Source organism: Kitasatospora sp. NBC_01287 (genome assembly GCF_026340565.1).
Taxonomy (GTDB): Bacteria; Actinomycetota; Actinomycetes; order Streptomycetales; family Streptomycetaceae; genus Kitasatospora.
In genome coordinates this window covers 362,858-378,182 of record NZ_JAPEPB010000002.1, presented here as the reverse complement: position 1 = coordinate 378,182, position 15,325 = coordinate 362,858, and the positions used below count along the sequence as shown (strand labels likewise).

15 protein-coding genes are annotated in these 15,325 nt (G+C 73.4%); 10 read left to right on the top strand and 5 right to left on the bottom strand.

What is annotated here, in order from left to right; all coding sequences use genetic code 11:
* The first annotated feature begins 116 nt into the window (after window positions 1–116).
* From OG455_RS38525 to OG455_RS38505, 5 genes are all read left to right on the top strand, one after another.
* On the top strand, window positions 117–467 hold the full coding sequence (locus OG455_RS38525; RefSeq protein WP_266301414.1) for a type VII secretion target: 351 nt from the start codon (window positions 117–119) through the stop codon (window positions 465–467).
* Complete coding sequence (locus OG455_RS38520) at window positions 467–2,011, top strand: alpha/beta hydrolase (protein ID WP_266301413.1); 1,545 nt, start codon at window positions 467–469, stop codon at window positions 2,009–2,011. Before OG455_RS38525 ends, OG455_RS38520 begins: the two co-directional genes overlap by 1 nt.
* The gene (locus OG455_RS38515; RefSeq protein WP_266301412.1) at window positions 2,008–2,547 is read left to right on the top strand and encodes a hypothetical protein; all 540 of its coding nucleotides are present in this window, start codon (window positions 2,008–2,010) and stop codon (window positions 2,545–2,547) included. The genes OG455_RS38520 and OG455_RS38515 overlap by 4 nt, the downstream gene beginning before the upstream one ends.
* A gap of 274 nt (window positions 2,548–2,821) precedes the next feature.
* A complete protein-coding gene (locus OG455_RS38510; protein ID WP_266301411.1) occupies window positions 2,822–4,294 on the top strand; it encodes a condensation domain-containing protein in 1,473 nt (490 codons plus the stop codon).
* An 83-nt stretch (window positions 4,295–4,377) separates the two neighbouring features.
* Entirely contained in the window at window positions 4,378–5,814 is a 1,437-nt protein-coding gene (locus OG455_RS38505; protein ID WP_266301410.1) for a condensation domain-containing protein, read from the top strand.
* 21 nt (window positions 5,815–5,835) lie between these two features.
* On the opposite strand, the gene OG455_RS38500 is transcribed toward OG455_RS38505, so the two are convergent.
* Window positions 5,836–6,738 (bottom strand): hypothetical protein, encoded by a 903-nt coding sequence (locus tag OG455_RS38500; protein ID WP_266301409.1) that lies wholly within the window; start codon window positions 6,736–6,738, stop codon window positions 5,836–5,838.
* Between the two features lie 168 nt (window positions 6,739–6,906).
* Between OG455_RS38500 and OG455_RS38495 the strand changes: the two genes are divergently transcribed.
* Complete coding sequence (locus tag OG455_RS38495) at window positions 6,907–8,112, top strand: DUF5954 family protein (protein ID WP_266301408.1); 1,206 nt, start codon at window positions 6,907–6,909, stop codon at window positions 8,110–8,112.
* Between the two features lie 168 nt (window positions 8,113–8,280).
* On the top strand, window positions 8,281–9,231 hold the full coding sequence (locus OG455_RS38490; RefSeq protein ID WP_266301407.1) for a GNAT family N-acetyltransferase: 951 nt from the start codon (window positions 8,281–8,283) through the stop codon (window positions 9,229–9,231).
* Window positions 9,232–9,272: 41 nt separating this feature from the next.
* Here OG455_RS38490 and OG455_RS38485 read toward each other — a convergent pair whose 3' ends face one another.
* On the bottom strand, window positions 9,273–9,767 hold the full coding sequence (locus OG455_RS38485) for a tyrosine protein phosphatase (RefSeq protein WP_266301406.1): 495 nt from the start codon (window positions 9,765–9,767) through the stop codon (window positions 9,273–9,275).
* A gap of 151 nt (window positions 9,768–9,918) precedes the next feature.
* Here OG455_RS38485 and OG455_RS38480 point away from each other — a divergent pair, with 151 nt between their 5' ends.
* Complete coding sequence (locus tag OG455_RS38480; protein ID WP_266301405.1) at window positions 9,919–10,725, top strand: class I SAM-dependent methyltransferase; 807 nt, start codon at window positions 9,919–9,921, stop codon at window positions 10,723–10,725.
* Window positions 10,726–10,772: 47 nt separating this feature from the next.
* On the opposite strand, the gene OG455_RS38475 is transcribed toward OG455_RS38480, so the two are convergent.
* Together OG455_RS38475 and OG455_RS38470 are read right to left on the bottom strand one after the other, a co-directional pair.
* Window positions 10,773–11,135 (bottom strand): hypothetical protein, encoded by a 363-nt coding sequence (locus OG455_RS38475; protein ID WP_266301404.1) that lies wholly within the window; start codon window positions 11,133–11,135, stop codon window positions 10,773–10,775.
* A 109-nt stretch (window positions 11,136–11,244) separates the two neighbouring features.
* On the bottom strand, window positions 11,245–11,397 hold the full coding sequence (locus OG455_RS38470; RefSeq protein WP_266301856.1) for a hypothetical protein: 153 nt from the start codon (window positions 11,395–11,397) through the stop codon (window positions 11,245–11,247).
* Between the two features lie 376 nt (window positions 11,398–11,773).
* Between OG455_RS38470 and OG455_RS38465 the strand changes: the two genes are divergently transcribed.
* Together OG455_RS38465 and OG455_RS38460 are read left to right on the top strand one after the other, a co-directional pair.
* The gene (locus tag OG455_RS38465; protein ID WP_266301403.1) at window positions 11,774–12,748 is read left to right on the top strand and encodes an aldo/keto reductase; all 975 of its coding nucleotides are present in this window, start codon (window positions 11,774–11,776) and stop codon (window positions 12,746–12,748) included.
* A gap of 213 nt (window positions 12,749–12,961) precedes the next feature.
* Window positions 12,962–14,311 carry an erythromycin esterase family protein gene (locus OG455_RS38460; protein ID WP_266301402.1) on the top strand — a complete coding sequence of 450 codons (1,350 nt, stop codon included), beginning with the start codon at window positions 12,962–12,964 and terminating at the stop codon, window positions 14,309–14,311.
* A 15-nt stretch (window positions 14,312–14,326) separates the two neighbouring features.
* Here OG455_RS38460 and OG455_RS38455 read toward each other — a convergent pair whose 3' ends face one another.
* The gene (locus tag OG455_RS38455) at window positions 14,327–15,250 is read right to left on the bottom strand and encodes a DMT family transporter (RefSeq protein WP_266301401.1); all 924 of its coding nucleotides are present in this window, start codon (window positions 15,248–15,250) and stop codon (window positions 14,327–14,329) included.
* Window positions 15,251–15,325: the final 75 nt, after the last annotated feature.

Genomic DNA, 15,325 nt, shown 5'->3' with positions numbered 1-15,325 from the left:
CGGCCGGCCCCACCACCACGCACCACCTGGGGAAGAACGTGTGCCGACCACCACCCCTGCGACTACGCGCTGTGCTCGTCTAGGCTGTGCCGGTCATGTTCTGACGGTGACTCAGGATGCGGGGGAGTGCGGTGGGTGGCGGCGGATTCACGGTCGATCCGGATGCGTTGGACGCGGCCGCGGGGGCCGGGCACACGGTGGCGGGCGCGATCCGGGCCGAGGCCCCGCAGTCGCCGCTGCCGCTGACGAGCGTTGATGGCAGCAGTATCCCCAAAATGGGCGGCTGGAAGCTGATCGCCCCGGCGCAGAGCTGCTCGGATGCCTGGACGGCGCATCTGACGGCACTGGCCGGCTCGCTGGACGCCGTGTCGCAGAAGCTGTCGACGACGGCGGCGCAGTACCGGCGCTCCGACGACCAGAACCACCTGGTGCTCGACTCGGCCGGATCCACCGGAGGGGCGAACTGATGGACCGGTCGTACTACGACTTGCTGGAGACATCCGATCCGGGCAGCCTGTGGGCGGCGGCGGACACTTGGGAAGGCATCTCGCAGCGCTTCGCGGCGCATGCCAGCGACTGGTCGGCCAAGGTCCAGGCGCAGGTGCTGAATTCGGGTTGGACGGGCGACGCGGCGACGGGCGCCGAGAACGAGCTGGCCAAGTGGCAGACGCAGTTGAAGGACTGCCAGCAGGCGCTGGAGAACGTCCGCATCCAACTGCGCTCCACCGCGGACGAGGTGGCACTGCTGATAGCCCGACGGCAGCAGCTGGCCGTCCAGGCCGGCGCCGACGGCCTGGCCATCAAGGACGGCGATGGCGGGGAGCCGTCGATCACGGCGTTCCTGGATCTGGCGATTCAGGAGAACCCGGCGATGCGCGACGACCCGGACACCCGAGCCCAGTTGGCATCGCTGGAGCCCAAGCGGCAGGCACTGGCCGCCGCTCTCCAACAACTGGAGAGCGATGCCCAGAACCTGGACGAGGGAGCCGCCTCCGTGTTCGCGCACCTGGCCGACGTCGCCAACGCGCAGCTCATCGACGCCGCCACGCTGGCCTCCGACACCCAGCAGGCGCAGAGCTACGACTCCGTGGTGCTCGACCCGTGGGCGAGTGAGAAGGATCCCGCGAAGGTCAAGGCTTGGTGGGACTCGCTGCCCGACGCCACCCGCCAACAGCTCCTGCGCGACCACCCCGACCAGCTCGGCAACCTGGACGGCATCCCCGCCCAGGACCGCGACACCGCCAACCGGATCGAACTACCCCTGCTGCGTGACCAGATGCAGCAGGCGCTGAAGAACCCGGACCCGAACAACACCTGGGCCACGGGGCCCAAACTCGCCGGACTGGACGCCCTGCAGCAGCAGCTCGACCAGCCCTCGAACCCGCCGCTGCTGCTGCTGGGCCTGGGTGGACCGGACGGCAACCACAATGCGATCGTCTCCTACGGCAACCCCGACACCGCGACCAACGTCGCCACCTACGTGCCGCCGGTCGGTGGCCTGGACCCGCAGTTCGTCAGCGGAGACATGGCCTACGCCCAGCGCCTGTCCGTGGCCGCCGCCCAGGCCGATCCGAAGTCCTCCACCGCGACCGTGGTGTGGACGAACTACAACGCCCCGCCGCGCCTCGCACAGACCGAACTCGACGACGGCGACGGCGGTTCCGACGACGCGCCGCCGCCCGACCTCGGTGGTGCCTCCCTCAACCGCTTCCTGACCGGGGTCCAGGCCACCCACGACGGCCCCGCGGCCAGGGTGACGGCCATCGGGACCGGCGCCGGAACCGGCCCCATCGCGGACGCCTCGGACGGACAGGGCGGCCTGGCGGGCTCGGCGACCGCCGCGGTCGACGTGCCGCCGCAGTGGGACGGCACGCCGGGCGTCAACTCCGTCCCGGGTGTTCCGCCGGGACAGGAGTTCCACCAGGACCCCAACGACCCGGCCTACGTCAAGGCGCTGGCCAACATCGCCACCGGGCACGGCGACCGCAACCAACCGGTGGCCGCCCAGTGACCGGAGCGGCGGGCACCGCGGACCAGGCCCGGGCAGCCCTGCGCTGCGAGGAACTGCTCCAGGAGACCCTGCTGGCGGTGCGCCCGGGGCTGACCTGGTCCCACGGGGTGCCGAGCGCCGGGCTGCTCGCCCGCACCGGCGCGGTGGACAGCACCTCGGATCCGGCGCCGCCGACCTGGTTCGTGGCCCGCAACCGCAACGTGCTGACGGTCATCTCGCCGGCCCGGCGCGGCGCGCTGCTGGGTGTCGTCGAGCGGCACTGGCGCGCGTGCGGCCACACCCTGACCGGTGCCAACGCCGACCGCGAGTCGCCCGGACTCTATGCCGCCACGGCCGACGGGTTCCGGCTCGCACTGGACTTCGGCGTGCTCGGCAACGCCTACCTGACCGCGCTCTCGCCCGGGGTGGCCCGCTCCGAGCAGGTACCGCACCCGCCCGGCACGCCCGGCATCGCCCGGCACCCGGGCACCGCAGTCGACCTGGCACCGCCGCCCGCCGTCTACTGCTCGTTCTGGTCGGCGCACGCCCCTGGGTGATCCCGGCGGCGCGGGCCCCTCGGCGATCCGGGCGGGGCCCGGTGCGGCGGCGGCCCGCCGTGGCCGGTGCCGGCACGTGTCCGCCGCCGCGTTGTGGCCGGTGTCCGGTTGTGCCGTCACCGCGAGGTGATCGCTTCGTTAGTGATGGGTGAGTCACTGAGTCATTGAGTCGTTGGGCGCGCGGGCGCGTGGTGGGGTGGGCCCGGGTCCTTGTCCGTTCCCTCGTTGACTGGTCGGGGCGTGTGTCGGGTGTCAACTGGTCAGGAGGGCTGTTGTGCTGCAGGTACCCGTCGAGGAGTGGGAGATCGCGCCGGGGCGCGCGGTGGAGTGGACGGTGTCGTTCGCCGGGGCGACCGGACCGACCACGGCGACCGGACCGACCGGACACACCGGACCGACCAGGGCGACCGTTCCTTCGGCGCCGCCCGGTCCGCCCGGATCGTCCGCGTCGGTGGGGCCGGTGGCGTCGTACAACCAGGAGGACCACTTCAGTGTGGCCCAGGGCCTGCGGCGGGCGGATGTGCGCTACCGGTCCTGGATCGGCGGCTCCTTCGAGATCGAGGGCCCGCTGGACGTCCGGGCGCTTGAGGAAGCGTTCCTGCACCTGGTGCGGCGGCACGAGGTGCTGCGCTGCGTGTTCCGGGAGCACGGCGGTGCGTTGGCCCTGGACGTCGTCGGCCCGCGTGACGTGAAGCTGGAGCGGGTCGAGGCGGGGCGCATCGCCTCCCGGGCCGAGGCCGGGGCGTACGTCCGGAGGTTCCTGGGCGGTACCGACACGCTGCGCGGTCCGTGGCTGGTGATGGGCGCGATGGTCCGGGACGACTCCACGACGGTGTACTTCGCCTGCGACCACCTGGTGATCGACGGTGTGTCGGTGCCGGTCGCCGTCCACGACATCGCCACCGCCTACGCGGCGCTGCGCGAGGGGCGGCGGATCCTGCTGCCCGAGGCGAGCGGTTTCCTCGGCTACGCGGAGCAGGAGCGGCGCCGGGGCCGGGCGCTGGCGGCGGACGACGGTCGGCTGGGGCACTGGCGCCGGTTCACCGCCGGTGCGGGCGGCGTGTTCCCGCCGTTCCCGCTGGACCTGGGGATGGCCCCCGGCGGCGTGTACCAGGCCGTCAACGAGTCGGACACGCTGCTGACCGCGACCGCGGCCGACGCGGTCGAGGCCCGCTGCCGCGCGGTGGGCGCCAGGATGTCGGTCGGTGTCCTGGCGGCGGTCGGGCTCGCGCTGCACGGGCAGGGCGGCCCTGACGTCTACCGGGGGCTGCTGCCGGTCAGCACCAGGGACCGGGGGCCGGACGCCCAGAGCATGGGGTGGTTCGTCAACACGGTCCCGGTGGAGTTCCCGGTGACGCGGGGGAGGGGGTTCGAGCAGGTCGTCACCGCCGCCCGCGACGCGCTCGCCGCCGCGCGCGGGTCGACCGGCACGCCGTTCGTCAGGGCCTTCGACCTGCTGACCTCCCAGCAGTGCGGCCCTCAGGTCTGGCCGCAGGCCGTCAACTTCTTCTCCTACCTGGACTACCGGGTGACCCCGGGGGCGCGCGGCCACCTCGGGTGGCAGGCCCGCGCCTACGTCTGGGCGTCCCACAGCAACGGGATCTTCTTCTGGTTCCACCGCAACGACACCGGGGTGCACCTCAGCACCATCCATGTCGACACCCCGCAGGCCCGCCGCACCAAGGCCGGCTTCGTGCGGGCCCTGACCCGGACGCTGGACGACGCCGCGCACCACGTGGCCCCCTGATCCGACCGTCGCACCTCACGCCACGTCACCCCACCCCGCGCCACCCAACCCCACCGCAGGCAACACGCAGGAGAAGTCGATTGGTGCTCCAACTCCCCAGCACGGACCTGGTCGTCGCGCCCGGCCACGCGATCGAGTGGACGGTCCGGTCGGCGACCGGGGCCGTGCCCGCCCAGGCCGCCGGCCCCGATGGCGCCGGCCCGCGCCGGCGTCCTTCGTACAACCAGGAGTTCCACTTCGGCGCCGCCCGGCAGTCCGCGCGAGCGAGCGGCCCCTCCGGCAGGCCGGTCGCCGGCCCCTCCCGCAGCGACTCCTTCGCCGCGTCCTTCGAGATCGAGGGGCCGCTGGACGCGGGGGCGCTGGAGGAGGCGCTGCTGCACTTCGTGCGGCGGCACGAGGTGCTGCGCTGCGTGTTCCGGGAGCACGGCGGTGCGTTGGCCCTGGACGTCGTCGGCCCGCGGGACGTGAAGCTGGAGCGGGCCGAGGTGGGGCGCATCGACTCCCCGGAGCGGGCCCGGCACTACCTGCGGGGCTTCCTGCGCGGCACCGACACGCTGCGCGGTCCGTGGCTGGTGATGGGCGCGATGGTCCGGGACGACTCCACGACGGTGTACCTGGCCTGCGACCACATCGTCACGGACGGCATGTCGATGACGGTCGCCGTCCACGACATCGCCACCGCCTACGCGGCGTTGCGCGAGGGCCGGCACGTCGCGCTCCCCGAGCCGGCGGGCGCGCTGGAGCACGCCGAGCGGGAGCGCCGCAGCAGCCGGTCGCTGGCGGCGGGCGACGAACGGCTCGGCCACTGGCGGCGGTTCATCACGGGCGAGGGCGGCCCGTTCCCGCCGTTCCCGCTGGACCTGGGCACCCGGCCGGGCGGTGTGTACGACGCGGTCAACGAGACGGACACGCTGTTGACCGCCGCCGGGGCCGATGCCATGGAGGCCCACTGCCGGGCGGCGGGTGCCACGTTCGCCACCGGCGTGCTGGCGGCGGTGGCCGTCAGCCTGCGGCGGGAGGGCGGTCCTGACGTCTACCGGGGGCTGCTGCCGGTCAGCACCCGCGGCCGCGGGGCCGATCCGCACAGCATGGGATGGTTCGTCAACATCCTGCCGATCGAGTTCCCGGTGGCGGACGAGCACGACTTCGACGGTGTGCTGGCCGGCGCGCAGGCCGCCTCCACCAGGATGGCCAGGAGCCTCGACGTGCCCTTCACCGAGGCGCTGCGCCTGCTGGCGCCCGAGTACCGCTCGGCGCCATGGCCCGCGGCCGTCAACTTCTTCTCCTACATGGACTTCAGGAAGGCGCCGGGTGCCGCGAGCCACGGAGCCTGGCGGGCCAACTTCTACACCTCGGTGCCCCGCACGAACGGTGTGCTGCTCTGGCTGCACAGGACCGGAGCGGGGCTGCACCTGAACTGCGCCTTCGTCGACACCCCGCGGGCGCGGCGCACCAAGGCCGCCCTGGTGCGGACCCTGGCCGCCACGGTGGAGGGCATCGCGCTCCGCGGCGCGTTCTGACGGCCGCCCACAGCGCCCGGATCAGGGGCAGAAACTGCCGCTGTAGCACGGGCTGTAGCCGGGATCCACGGCCGGCGTCGGCGTCGGCGCCGGGGGCGGCGGGGTGGTCTTGTACCCGATGGAGAGGGTGATCACCAGCACGGCCCCGTGCGCGGGGTAGGCGGCGGCCAGGTCGGCGCGGGGGAGGGGTTGCCAGGCGAGGTAGTAGTCCGTCGGGCTGTGGTCGTCGTGCACGGCGACGCCGTCGTCCACGAAGGGCACGAGGGGCGCCTGGGCCACGTACACCCGCCCGCCGATCGGCAGCGGCTGCCGGTCGACCGTACTGGGACCCGGGAGCGGGTACGGCGTCGGATCGGTGATCGGGACCTTGTAGGCGAGGTCGACGGTGTTCGGCCTGGCGGCGGCCGCCGCCACCTCGGCCGGGGTGGGGTCGTCCGGCGGCCGGTGCAGGTAGGCGAGTTGACCGGTCAGCCCATGGTCGCCCGGCCGGTTGGAGAGGTTCTGCGGCTGCCAGCCGGCCGCGCCCAGCGCCGTGTCGAGCTGCCCGAGCCGCGCCGTGAGGTCGCCGTCGAAGGCGGCGTAGAGCGTCACGGTCCGGCCGCAGGTGACGGGGCTCCAGGTCTCGCGCGCGAGGAAGTCCTCACCCGTGGGGTTGACCACCGTGCGGCACAGGTCCGACACGCCGGTCCCCAGCGGGGTCGCCCAGGGCAGCGCGGCCTTCAGGCCGGCCAGCTGGGCATCCATCTGCGGGGTTATCAGCTGGTCGGCGGCGCGGGCGGTGGGCGAGTGCGCCGCCTTGGTCACGTTCGGCATCGGATCCGGCCGGAGGCTGAGGTACACCCACCCGATCAGGGCCCCGACCAGGGCCAGGAGCACCAGGAAGACCGTGAGGCAACCACGGCGCACAACATTCTGATCGGACACGCTTCTTCCCCGCCCCCCGTTGTCGGCAGGGCCACTCTACGTCGGTCCCTCGGGGGCCTGTCCCCCGCGGCCCGTCCCCGCGGCCCGTCCCCGCGGCCCGTCCCTCGGGAAGGGGACAGGAGCACCGTTCGGCTGCGCAGGGTGCTCGGCCGGTTGCATCATGTGCCCATGGTGAACTTCGCTGATGATGCTCCTGGTTACCTGACCATCAGGGTCGCGGCCCCCGACAGTCCGGTGGCGGAGCTCGCGGATGTCGAGGCATGGACCGCGCGCGAGGAGTATCCGCAGCTCCTCTCGGCCGGGAGCCCGGTCTTCGGCGTCGCCCGCGAGCGGCCCGAGGGCGGCTGGGAGCTGGAGTCCTCGATGGTCGAGAGCTACCCGCAGTCGGCCCGCGAGGGTCTGGGCATGATCTGCCGTCAACAGGCTGCCAAGGCCGAGGAGGCCGGTGAGGCCGAGACGGGGCAGCGGTACCAGGCGCTGGCCGATCGGCTGGACCGGGAGAAGATCGACGAGGTCGAGCTGGACACCCGCTACCGCGTGGTGCGGGCCGCGCGGTACATCCGCAGCGGCCCCGAGGGTCCCGAGCCGCCCCGCTCCACCGACCCGGACGACTACCAGAGGCGCGACCTGCCCCGCGGCCTCGAACCGGACGACGGCTTCGTCATGGACCCCGCCGCGCCCACCGGCATGTCCGAGGGCATCCTGAAGACCGACATCATCCAGCTGCTGCCCGCCGCCAACGGCTTCCCGCCCGGGGCCCGCGAGGACGCGCTGCGGTCGAGCCGGACCCACCCGGGCGTGGTGCTGCTGCCGGCCGCCTTCACCGTCGCCGAGCGGGTGGACGACCGGTGGCGGCCCAGCGGCATGGTGGACGCGCCCACCCCCTTCCGGGCCCGGGACATCCTGTCGATGCGGCTGCGCGTGGCCGAGCCGGTCGAGCGTCGGCTGAGCCCCGAGCAGGAGGCGCACTACGCCGGGGTGGCGGATCGGCTCGACGCCGGGTCGGGCCACGAGATCACCGTCGAGGGCCGGTTGCTGCGGATCATCCGGGTGGAGCGGGTGGTCCGCTTCGGCCCGGACGGCCCCGAGGGCCCCCGCCCCAGCGACCTCGACCCCGAGGAGCCGGTCATGGTGCTGGACCAGCGGCTGCGCGCGGAGGGCCTGGTCCCGGACGAGGACGCCCCGATCGTCCTCGACGAGTCGGCGAAGAAGTTCCAGCGCCTCTTCGAGGCCGAGATGGCCCGCCGCGGCAAGCCCATCGCCCGGCACCCGGAGGAGGAAGAGGGCGCGGGCGCGGACGGTTCCAGCGGTGCTGCCGGCGGCAGCAGTGGCAGTGGCAGTGGCAGTGGCAGCGGCAGCGGCGGCGAGGAGTAGCCGAGGAGCGGTGAAGTCCGCGGCACCTGGCGTGCGGGCGTGCGAGCGCCGGGGCGAGCGCCTCGGTGCCGGCCCGCACGGGCTTCCCGAACAGGCATCCGTGCGGCTAACGTACGTACCAAACATTTGTTACGTACCTCGTGTCATCATGTGCCGCCTGGAGGCCTCGTGTACGCCATACCGCTGTCCGCCGCCCCCGCCGCCGAGCTGCGCCCGCTGGAGCCCTGGCGGGCCGCGGAGTTCCTCGCCAACCTCGACCGCTGCCGCACCCACATCGCGCCCTGGGTCGGCCGTAGCTTCGTCGCCACCGACCTGGAGTCCGCCGAGGCGGTGCTGCGCCGCTACTGGGACGCGCAGGGGCGCACCGGGGCCGGCATCCACGGCATCTGGCTGGACGGGGTCCTGGTCGGCGGCGTCCTGTTCGTCTCCATCGACACCGAGACGGGCGTCGCGGAGGTCGGCTGCTGGCTGGAGCCCGCGGCCGAGGGGCGGGGGCTCGTCACGCGCGCCGCCGGGTTGCTGATCGACTGGGCCTTCCGCGAGCGGGGGGTGCGGCAGGTCATCTGGCACACGCGGTCCGCCAACGCCCGGAGCATCAGCACGGCCCGTCGGCTCGGGCTGACCTTCCAGGAGGCCGACGACTCGCGTGACGAGCCGATGGAGATCTGGTCGGTCACCCGGGAGACGTGGGCGGGCGGGGCCGGGGCGGCCTCGGACGAGGCGCAGATCGGCGCGCTCTCCGCCGCGTTCCTCGACGCCTTCACCAACACCGACGGCCGCGCGGTCGAGCTGGCCGCCACCGTGGAGCCCGCCTTCGTCCCGGGCGCGGTGGTCGTCAGCGGCACGGGAACGGTGAAGGCCGAGTCCCTCGCCGACTTCCTGACCCCACGCCAGACCCTGCTCACCGGGGGCGAGTTGATCGACTTCAAGGAGTGGGAGACCAGCGGGACCACCCTCGTCTCCGGCGACGTCGCGCAGCGCCTGGTCCGCTACGCCAAGTCCGGTGTCCTGCGCGGTGCCGCCTTCACCGGCAGCGGGACGAAGTCCATGCACCTGGTGCGCACGCCCGAGGGCTGGCGCATCGCCGGCGTCGCTTGGAGCGACGACGCCGCCGAGTGAGCCCGGGCGGAGCCGGGGCCGGTCGGCCCCGGCTCCGCCCGTCAGCGCGAGGTGGCTCCGAGCAGCCCCGTGGTCCACTCCCGCTGCTCCGCGGTGTCCGGGACGGCCAGGCCGCGGGCTCGCTCCAGTTCGGACCAGGCGGTGTCGGGATCGACGCCGCCCAGGATGAGGAGCGCGACGGCGAGCAGGGAGGAGCGTCCGATGCCCGCGCGGCAGTGGGTGACGATGTGCGCGCCGCCGCGCAGTTCCTCGGCGAGCGCCCGCAGGGTCGGCAGGACCGTGGGCAGGTCGGGGACGGTGCGGTCGGGGATGGGCGTCGCGACGAACCGGAGCCCGGCGGCCACGGCTGCCCGGGGTTCGTCGGTGAGGCCGAGCTCGTCGAGTTCGGGTCGGGTGAGTGCGCAGACCAGGATGTCGACGCCGTGGGCGCGCAGGGCGCTCATCTCGTCCTCCAGCCAGTCGTCGCCGCGGGGCCTGGCCATGGTGCTCAGCCGTCCCGGGCCTGGGGTGTCGATGGTGAAGAGGGCAGGGCGCATCGCGGTAGCACTTTCGGTCGGTGGGATCAGGTGATCATCGCACGGTCGGTCGCCGGGATCGAGCGGATAGGCTCCACGGCCGCTGCGTTAGGGTCCTGACGTCGACGGAGCCGACCTCCGGTGCGGCCGATGAACGAGGGGAACGACCGCTGTGACGATCTTCGACGAGTGTGAGCGGAAGACCTGGGCCGGACGGGCGCAGGCGTACGCGGACAGCTTCGCCGCACTCTGCGCGTACCCGGTGCCGCACGTGCTGGACGCGGCGGCGATCCGGCCCGGGGCCCGCGTGCTGGACGTGGGGACCGGCACCGGCGTGGTCGCCGCCGCGGCGGCCGCGCGCGGGGCACGGGTGACGGCGGTGGACGCGGATCCGGGCATGGTCGAGCTGGCCCGGCAGGCCGTCCCCGAGGCCGCTGCGCGAGTGGCCACCCTGCCGGAACTCCCCTTCGCCGATGACGAGTTCGACGCGGTCGTGGGCAACTTCGTGCTCAACCACGTGGGCCGTCCGCGACAGGCGCTGGCCGAGCTGCGGCGGGTCACCCGCCCTGGCGGGCGGATCGCCGTGACCATCTGGGCATCGCCCGCCGCGCCGGGGCAGGCGCTGCTAGGCCGGGCGATCCAGGCGGCGGGCGCGGTCCGACCGGCCCACCTGCCCGCGCTCGCGCCCGAGGACGACTTCCCACGGGATGAGCGGGGTCTGGCCGACCTGCTGCGGTCGGCCGGCCTGGCGGGAGTCGCCTGCGAGACGCTCCGGTGGGACCACCTCGCCGGCCCCGAGGAGTGGTGGGGCGGCCCCGCCGCCGGTGTGGCCTCGATCGGACAGGTCGTGGTGAGCCAGACGCCCGCGACCCGGGCCGAGATCAAGCGCCAGTTCGACCTGCTCAGCGCCGAGTTCGCCGGGCCTGACGGCCGGCTGGTGCTGCCGCACGCCGCCCTGCTCGCACGTGGCCGTGCCTGAGGTGCCACGTCACGATCGGGAGGGCTCGGGCGCACGGTCCCGCGGGGTCAGGGAGTGGGTTCGGGGCAGTTGTCGGCCTGGTACTCCTCGCGGGCGGCTTCGATCTGGGCGTTGTCGTCGTCGAGTTGGCTCTGCACCTGGGTCAGCCGCTGCTCTGCCAGCTGGATGAGTTGGGCGTTGCCTTCCGGGTCGTCCCGCAGTTCGGCCAGCTGGCGGTTCAGGGTGTCGATCGATCGCTGCTTGTCGACCGCGTCCTTGCGGGCGTCCTTGATCAGACCGGCCAGGACGTTGCAGAAGTCGGCGGGCATGAGGGCCTCCTGGGTGGGCGGGGTGAGCTGGTCACTCCAGCTTTCCGCCTCCGCGCCCGGCGCGCCGCTCGACCCGCCGTCCAGGCCGCGCCGCTGCTCCATGCGCCGCTGCTCTCGTGACGCGGTGACGTGGTGCTTCGGCGTGGGGAAAGCGGGACGGGCCCTCACCGGTGTGCTGGTGACGGCCCGTCGTGGTGGTGGTGCGGGGTGCTCATGCGGTCAGGTTGGTCAGGGCTCGGCGGGCGCGCTGGGTGGTGCGCTCGGCACGGTTCCGCAGGCGCAGGGCGCGCAGCAGGCGATGCTCCTCGGCCTCCCGCAGGCGGTCGTCGATGGTCACGCGGGCCGCTTCGAGTCGGTAGTTCATGGTGTTCTCCCCCTGGAGCCGGGCGATCCGTCGGCCTCCCTGTGAAGCCTGTCCCGGAGGTCGCCCTCTGCTTCAGATTCTACACCAGAATGCGCGCCACACCTTGCATTTTTCCTTCTGTTCAGGAAGTTGCCTACTGATCGAAGGCTTCGGCCCTGTCAGCTGTTCGCACGGGCCTCGGCGACCGTGTCGGGGGTGCCGGGCCACTCCGGAGTGAGAGGCTCGTAGCCGGCCTTGTTGGCCCCACCCTGAAAAGTGCGCCACCCCCCTTGCACCAACGATCAGCGGCACCCGCCCACCGGTGCGGTCGAGCAGGGGCCGGGCACCCGCCCGGACCCGCGCGCCCGCTCAGCGGGCCCGAGTGAACGGAACACCTGTGAAGCACATCGAACTGCGTGACCTGGACGTCTCCCGGATCGGCCTGGGTGCGATGGGCATGTCCCACGGCTACACCGGCGCCGGAACCGACGACGCGGAGTCCGTCCGCACCATCCACCGCGCCCTGGACGTGGGCGTCACCCTCATCGACACCGCCGAGGTCTACGGCCCCTACACCAACGAGGAACTCGTCGGCCGAGCCTTGAAGGGGCGTCGTGACCAGGTCGTGCTCGCGACGAAGTTCGGCCTGATCTCGCACACCGGCCGTCAGGGAGGCACGGACAGCAGCCCGGCAAGCGTCCGGGCCGCCGTCGAGGGCTCCCTCAAGCGGTTGGGCACCGACCGCATCGACCTGTACTACCAGCACCGGGTCGACCCCGGCACCCCGATCGAGGAGACCGTCGGGGCCCTGTCCGACCTCGTCACCGAGGGCAAGATCAGGCACATCGGGCTCTCCGAGGCCGGGCCCGACACCATCCGGCGCGCCCACGCCGTCCACCCGGTCACCGCCGTCCAGTCCGAGTACTCGCTGTTCACCCGCGACCCCGAGGCCCGCGTGCTGCCGGTGCTGCGTGAGTTGAACATCGGCTTCGTGCCCTTCTCGCCCCTGGGCCGCGGCTTCCTGACCGGCGCGATCCGCTCCACCGAGCAGTTCGACCCCACCGACTTCCGCGCCGACAACCCGCGGTTCGCCGACGAGAACTTCCAGCACAACCTGCGCCTGGCCGACGAGGTCGCCGCCGTCGCGGCCCAGATCGGCGCCACCGCGGCCCAGGTCGCGCTCGCCTGGCTGCTGGCCCAGGGCGACCACATCGCGCCCATCCCCGGCACCAGGCGGGTGGCCCGCCTGGAGGAGAACGCCGCGGCCGACGCGGTCGACCTCAGCGAGGAGCAGCTCGCCAAGCTCACCAGCCTTCCCCCGGCCGCCGGGGACACCCACAACGAGGCCGGCATGCGGATGATGGAGCGCTGACCCCAGCCCCAGCCCCAGCGGGACCAGGACCAGGACCGGGACCGGGACCGGGGTCCTGGTCCCGGTGCCGTGGGGGACTCCAGACCCCCACGCGATCTCGTCCCGCGCTCGGACAAGAGGGCGCCGACCGGGTGATGGAGTGGTGATCGACCGGGGACCGGGCCGGGTCCGCCACCGACGCCGGCGGGCTGTTCGAGTTGAGGAGTGATCGGCATGACCGAGAAGACGACGACGATGGGACGACGCCCGCTGCTGGTGGCGGCCGCGGCCACGGTGGGGGCGCTGCTGGCTCCCACGTCCGCCTACGCGGACCAGGAGGTCCCGGCGCGGCCCGATGGCCAGGACCCGGTCCGCGCCCTCGCCCTGGCGGCCCATCCGCTGCGGTCGACGGAGCCGGGGCCGGACACGGCCGACCTGCGGCCCCTGGGGGCGATGATCGGTGACGCCGCGGTGGTGGGCCTGGGCGAGGCCACCCACGGGTCGCACGAGTTCTTCGCCCTCAAGGAGCGGGTCTTCCGCTATCTCGTCGAGGAGAAGGGCTTCACCACCTTCGCCCTGGAGATCGGCTGGCCGTCGGGACTGCTGATCGACGAGTACCTCCAGAGCGGGCGGGGGGACGCGCGCCAGGTCGTGCAGGAGGCCCTGGGCGGATCGCCGTTCGGGCGCCAGGAGTTCCTGCACCTGATCGAGTGGATGCGGGACCACAACCGGCGCGCTCCCGGCCGCCGGGTGCACTTCATGGGCGATGACGTCGGTGCTCCCCGGGTGGGCGACGACTTCTTCGAGCGGGTGACGGGCTACGTCGGCCGGCACCAACCGCGGCTGGGCCCGCGCTTCACCGAGCTCTACGCCGGGCTGCGCCCCCTCGACGACGCCATCGCCTACACGCGCGGACCGCTGGCGGAGCGGCAGCGGCTGGCGGCCAACGCCCAGCAGGCCCTGGAACTGCTGGAGGGCTCGGGGGCGGGTGGCGAGGAGTACGAGTGGACGGTGCAGCACGCCAGGTCCATCGCCCAGACCGCCGCGTTCCTCGCCTGCGACTTCGGCGACGCCGAGGCGCTGAGCGCCGCGGAGCTCCAGCGCGACCGGTTGATGGCCGAGAACATCGCCTGGTGGCAGCGGCACACCGGTCACCGGATGCTGCTCTCGGCGCACGACCAGCACGTGGCGTACGTGACCGCCGATCCCGTGAACTACCCGAAGCTGCAGGGCGCGTTCCTGCGCGAGACGCTCGGCGGGGCCTACCTCGCCATCGGCACCACCTTCGACCAGGGCTCCTTCCTGTCACAGGACACCAGCCTCGAAGGCCCGTGGAAGAAGTTCACCGTGGACGCGGCCGCTCCGGGCAGCAACGAGTACACCCTCGCCCGGGTCCGCTCCCGCGACTACTTCCTCGACACCCGCAGTGCCCCGGCGGTGGCCCGGGCCTGGCTGGACACCGCCCGCCCCACCCGCCAGATCGGCACCCAGTACCCCTGCCCGCCCGAGGACGTCGCGATCGGCCCGTCCTACGACGTCCTCGTCCACCTGCAGCGCGTGCGGGAGGCCGACCTGCCGCGGTGAGCCCGCGCGGCAGGGTCAGGCGCAGAGCGCCGGCGCCCCGGGCTCGTTGCTCCGGACCGGTTGCGCCTCCCGGCCGCCGGTACGGGTGGCGCCGGCGCCCGCGATCACCACGAGGACGACGCCTGCGGCGGCCGCGGGCCCGGGGATCTGACCGAGCACCAGGATGCCCATCAGCAGCGCGATCGCCGGTTCCAGGCTCATCAGGGTGCCGAACGCGCCGGCGGTGAGGTGGCGCAGTGCGAGGAATTCGAGGCTGAACGGCAGCACGGTGCTGAGCGCGGCCACCCCGAGCATGACCAGGAGCAGCGGCCAGGTCGTGCGGGCGAGTTCGGACGGTGCGGCGACCAGGGTGGCGATCGCGCCGGCCACCGGGAGCGAGACGGCCAGCCCCTTCAGCCCGGTGACCCGGTCGCCCACGCGCTGGGTCAGCAGGATGTACCCGGCCCAGCAGGCCGCCGCGCCGAGTGCGAAGCCGAGGCCGGCCGGGTCGATCCCGCCGTGCCAGGGCTCGGTCAGCAGGACCACGCCCAGGGCGGCGGCCGCCGCCCAGCGCTTTCGCCCGCCGCCGGGGCGGAAGAGGGAGACCGCGAGCGGCCCGAGGAACTCCAGTGCGCTCGCGGTGCCCAGCGGAATGCGCGCGGCGGACAGCATGAAGAGCAGCACCATGCCGGCGGTGACCAGGCCCAGCAGCGCGCAGGCCGCCAGGTCCCGGCCGGCGAAGTCCCGGGGGCGCGGGCGTATCAGCAGCAGGACCAGCACGCCGGCCCAGGCCAGCCGCAGCCCGGCCGTGCCCACGGCACCGAGCTGGGCGAAGAGCGGCACCGACAGGGCCAGCCCGAGCTGCACCGAGGACATCGCCCCCATGGCCATCAGGGCTCCGCTCCGGGCGGTGCGCGGGCGGGCGGCGAGGGGCGGGGCGACGGCTTCCAGCGGGCTCATGCGCACAGTAGATGTCGCGAGCACCGTTGCCGTCCACGTGTCGATCATGGACAAACCGTTCGGGAAAGCTGAACA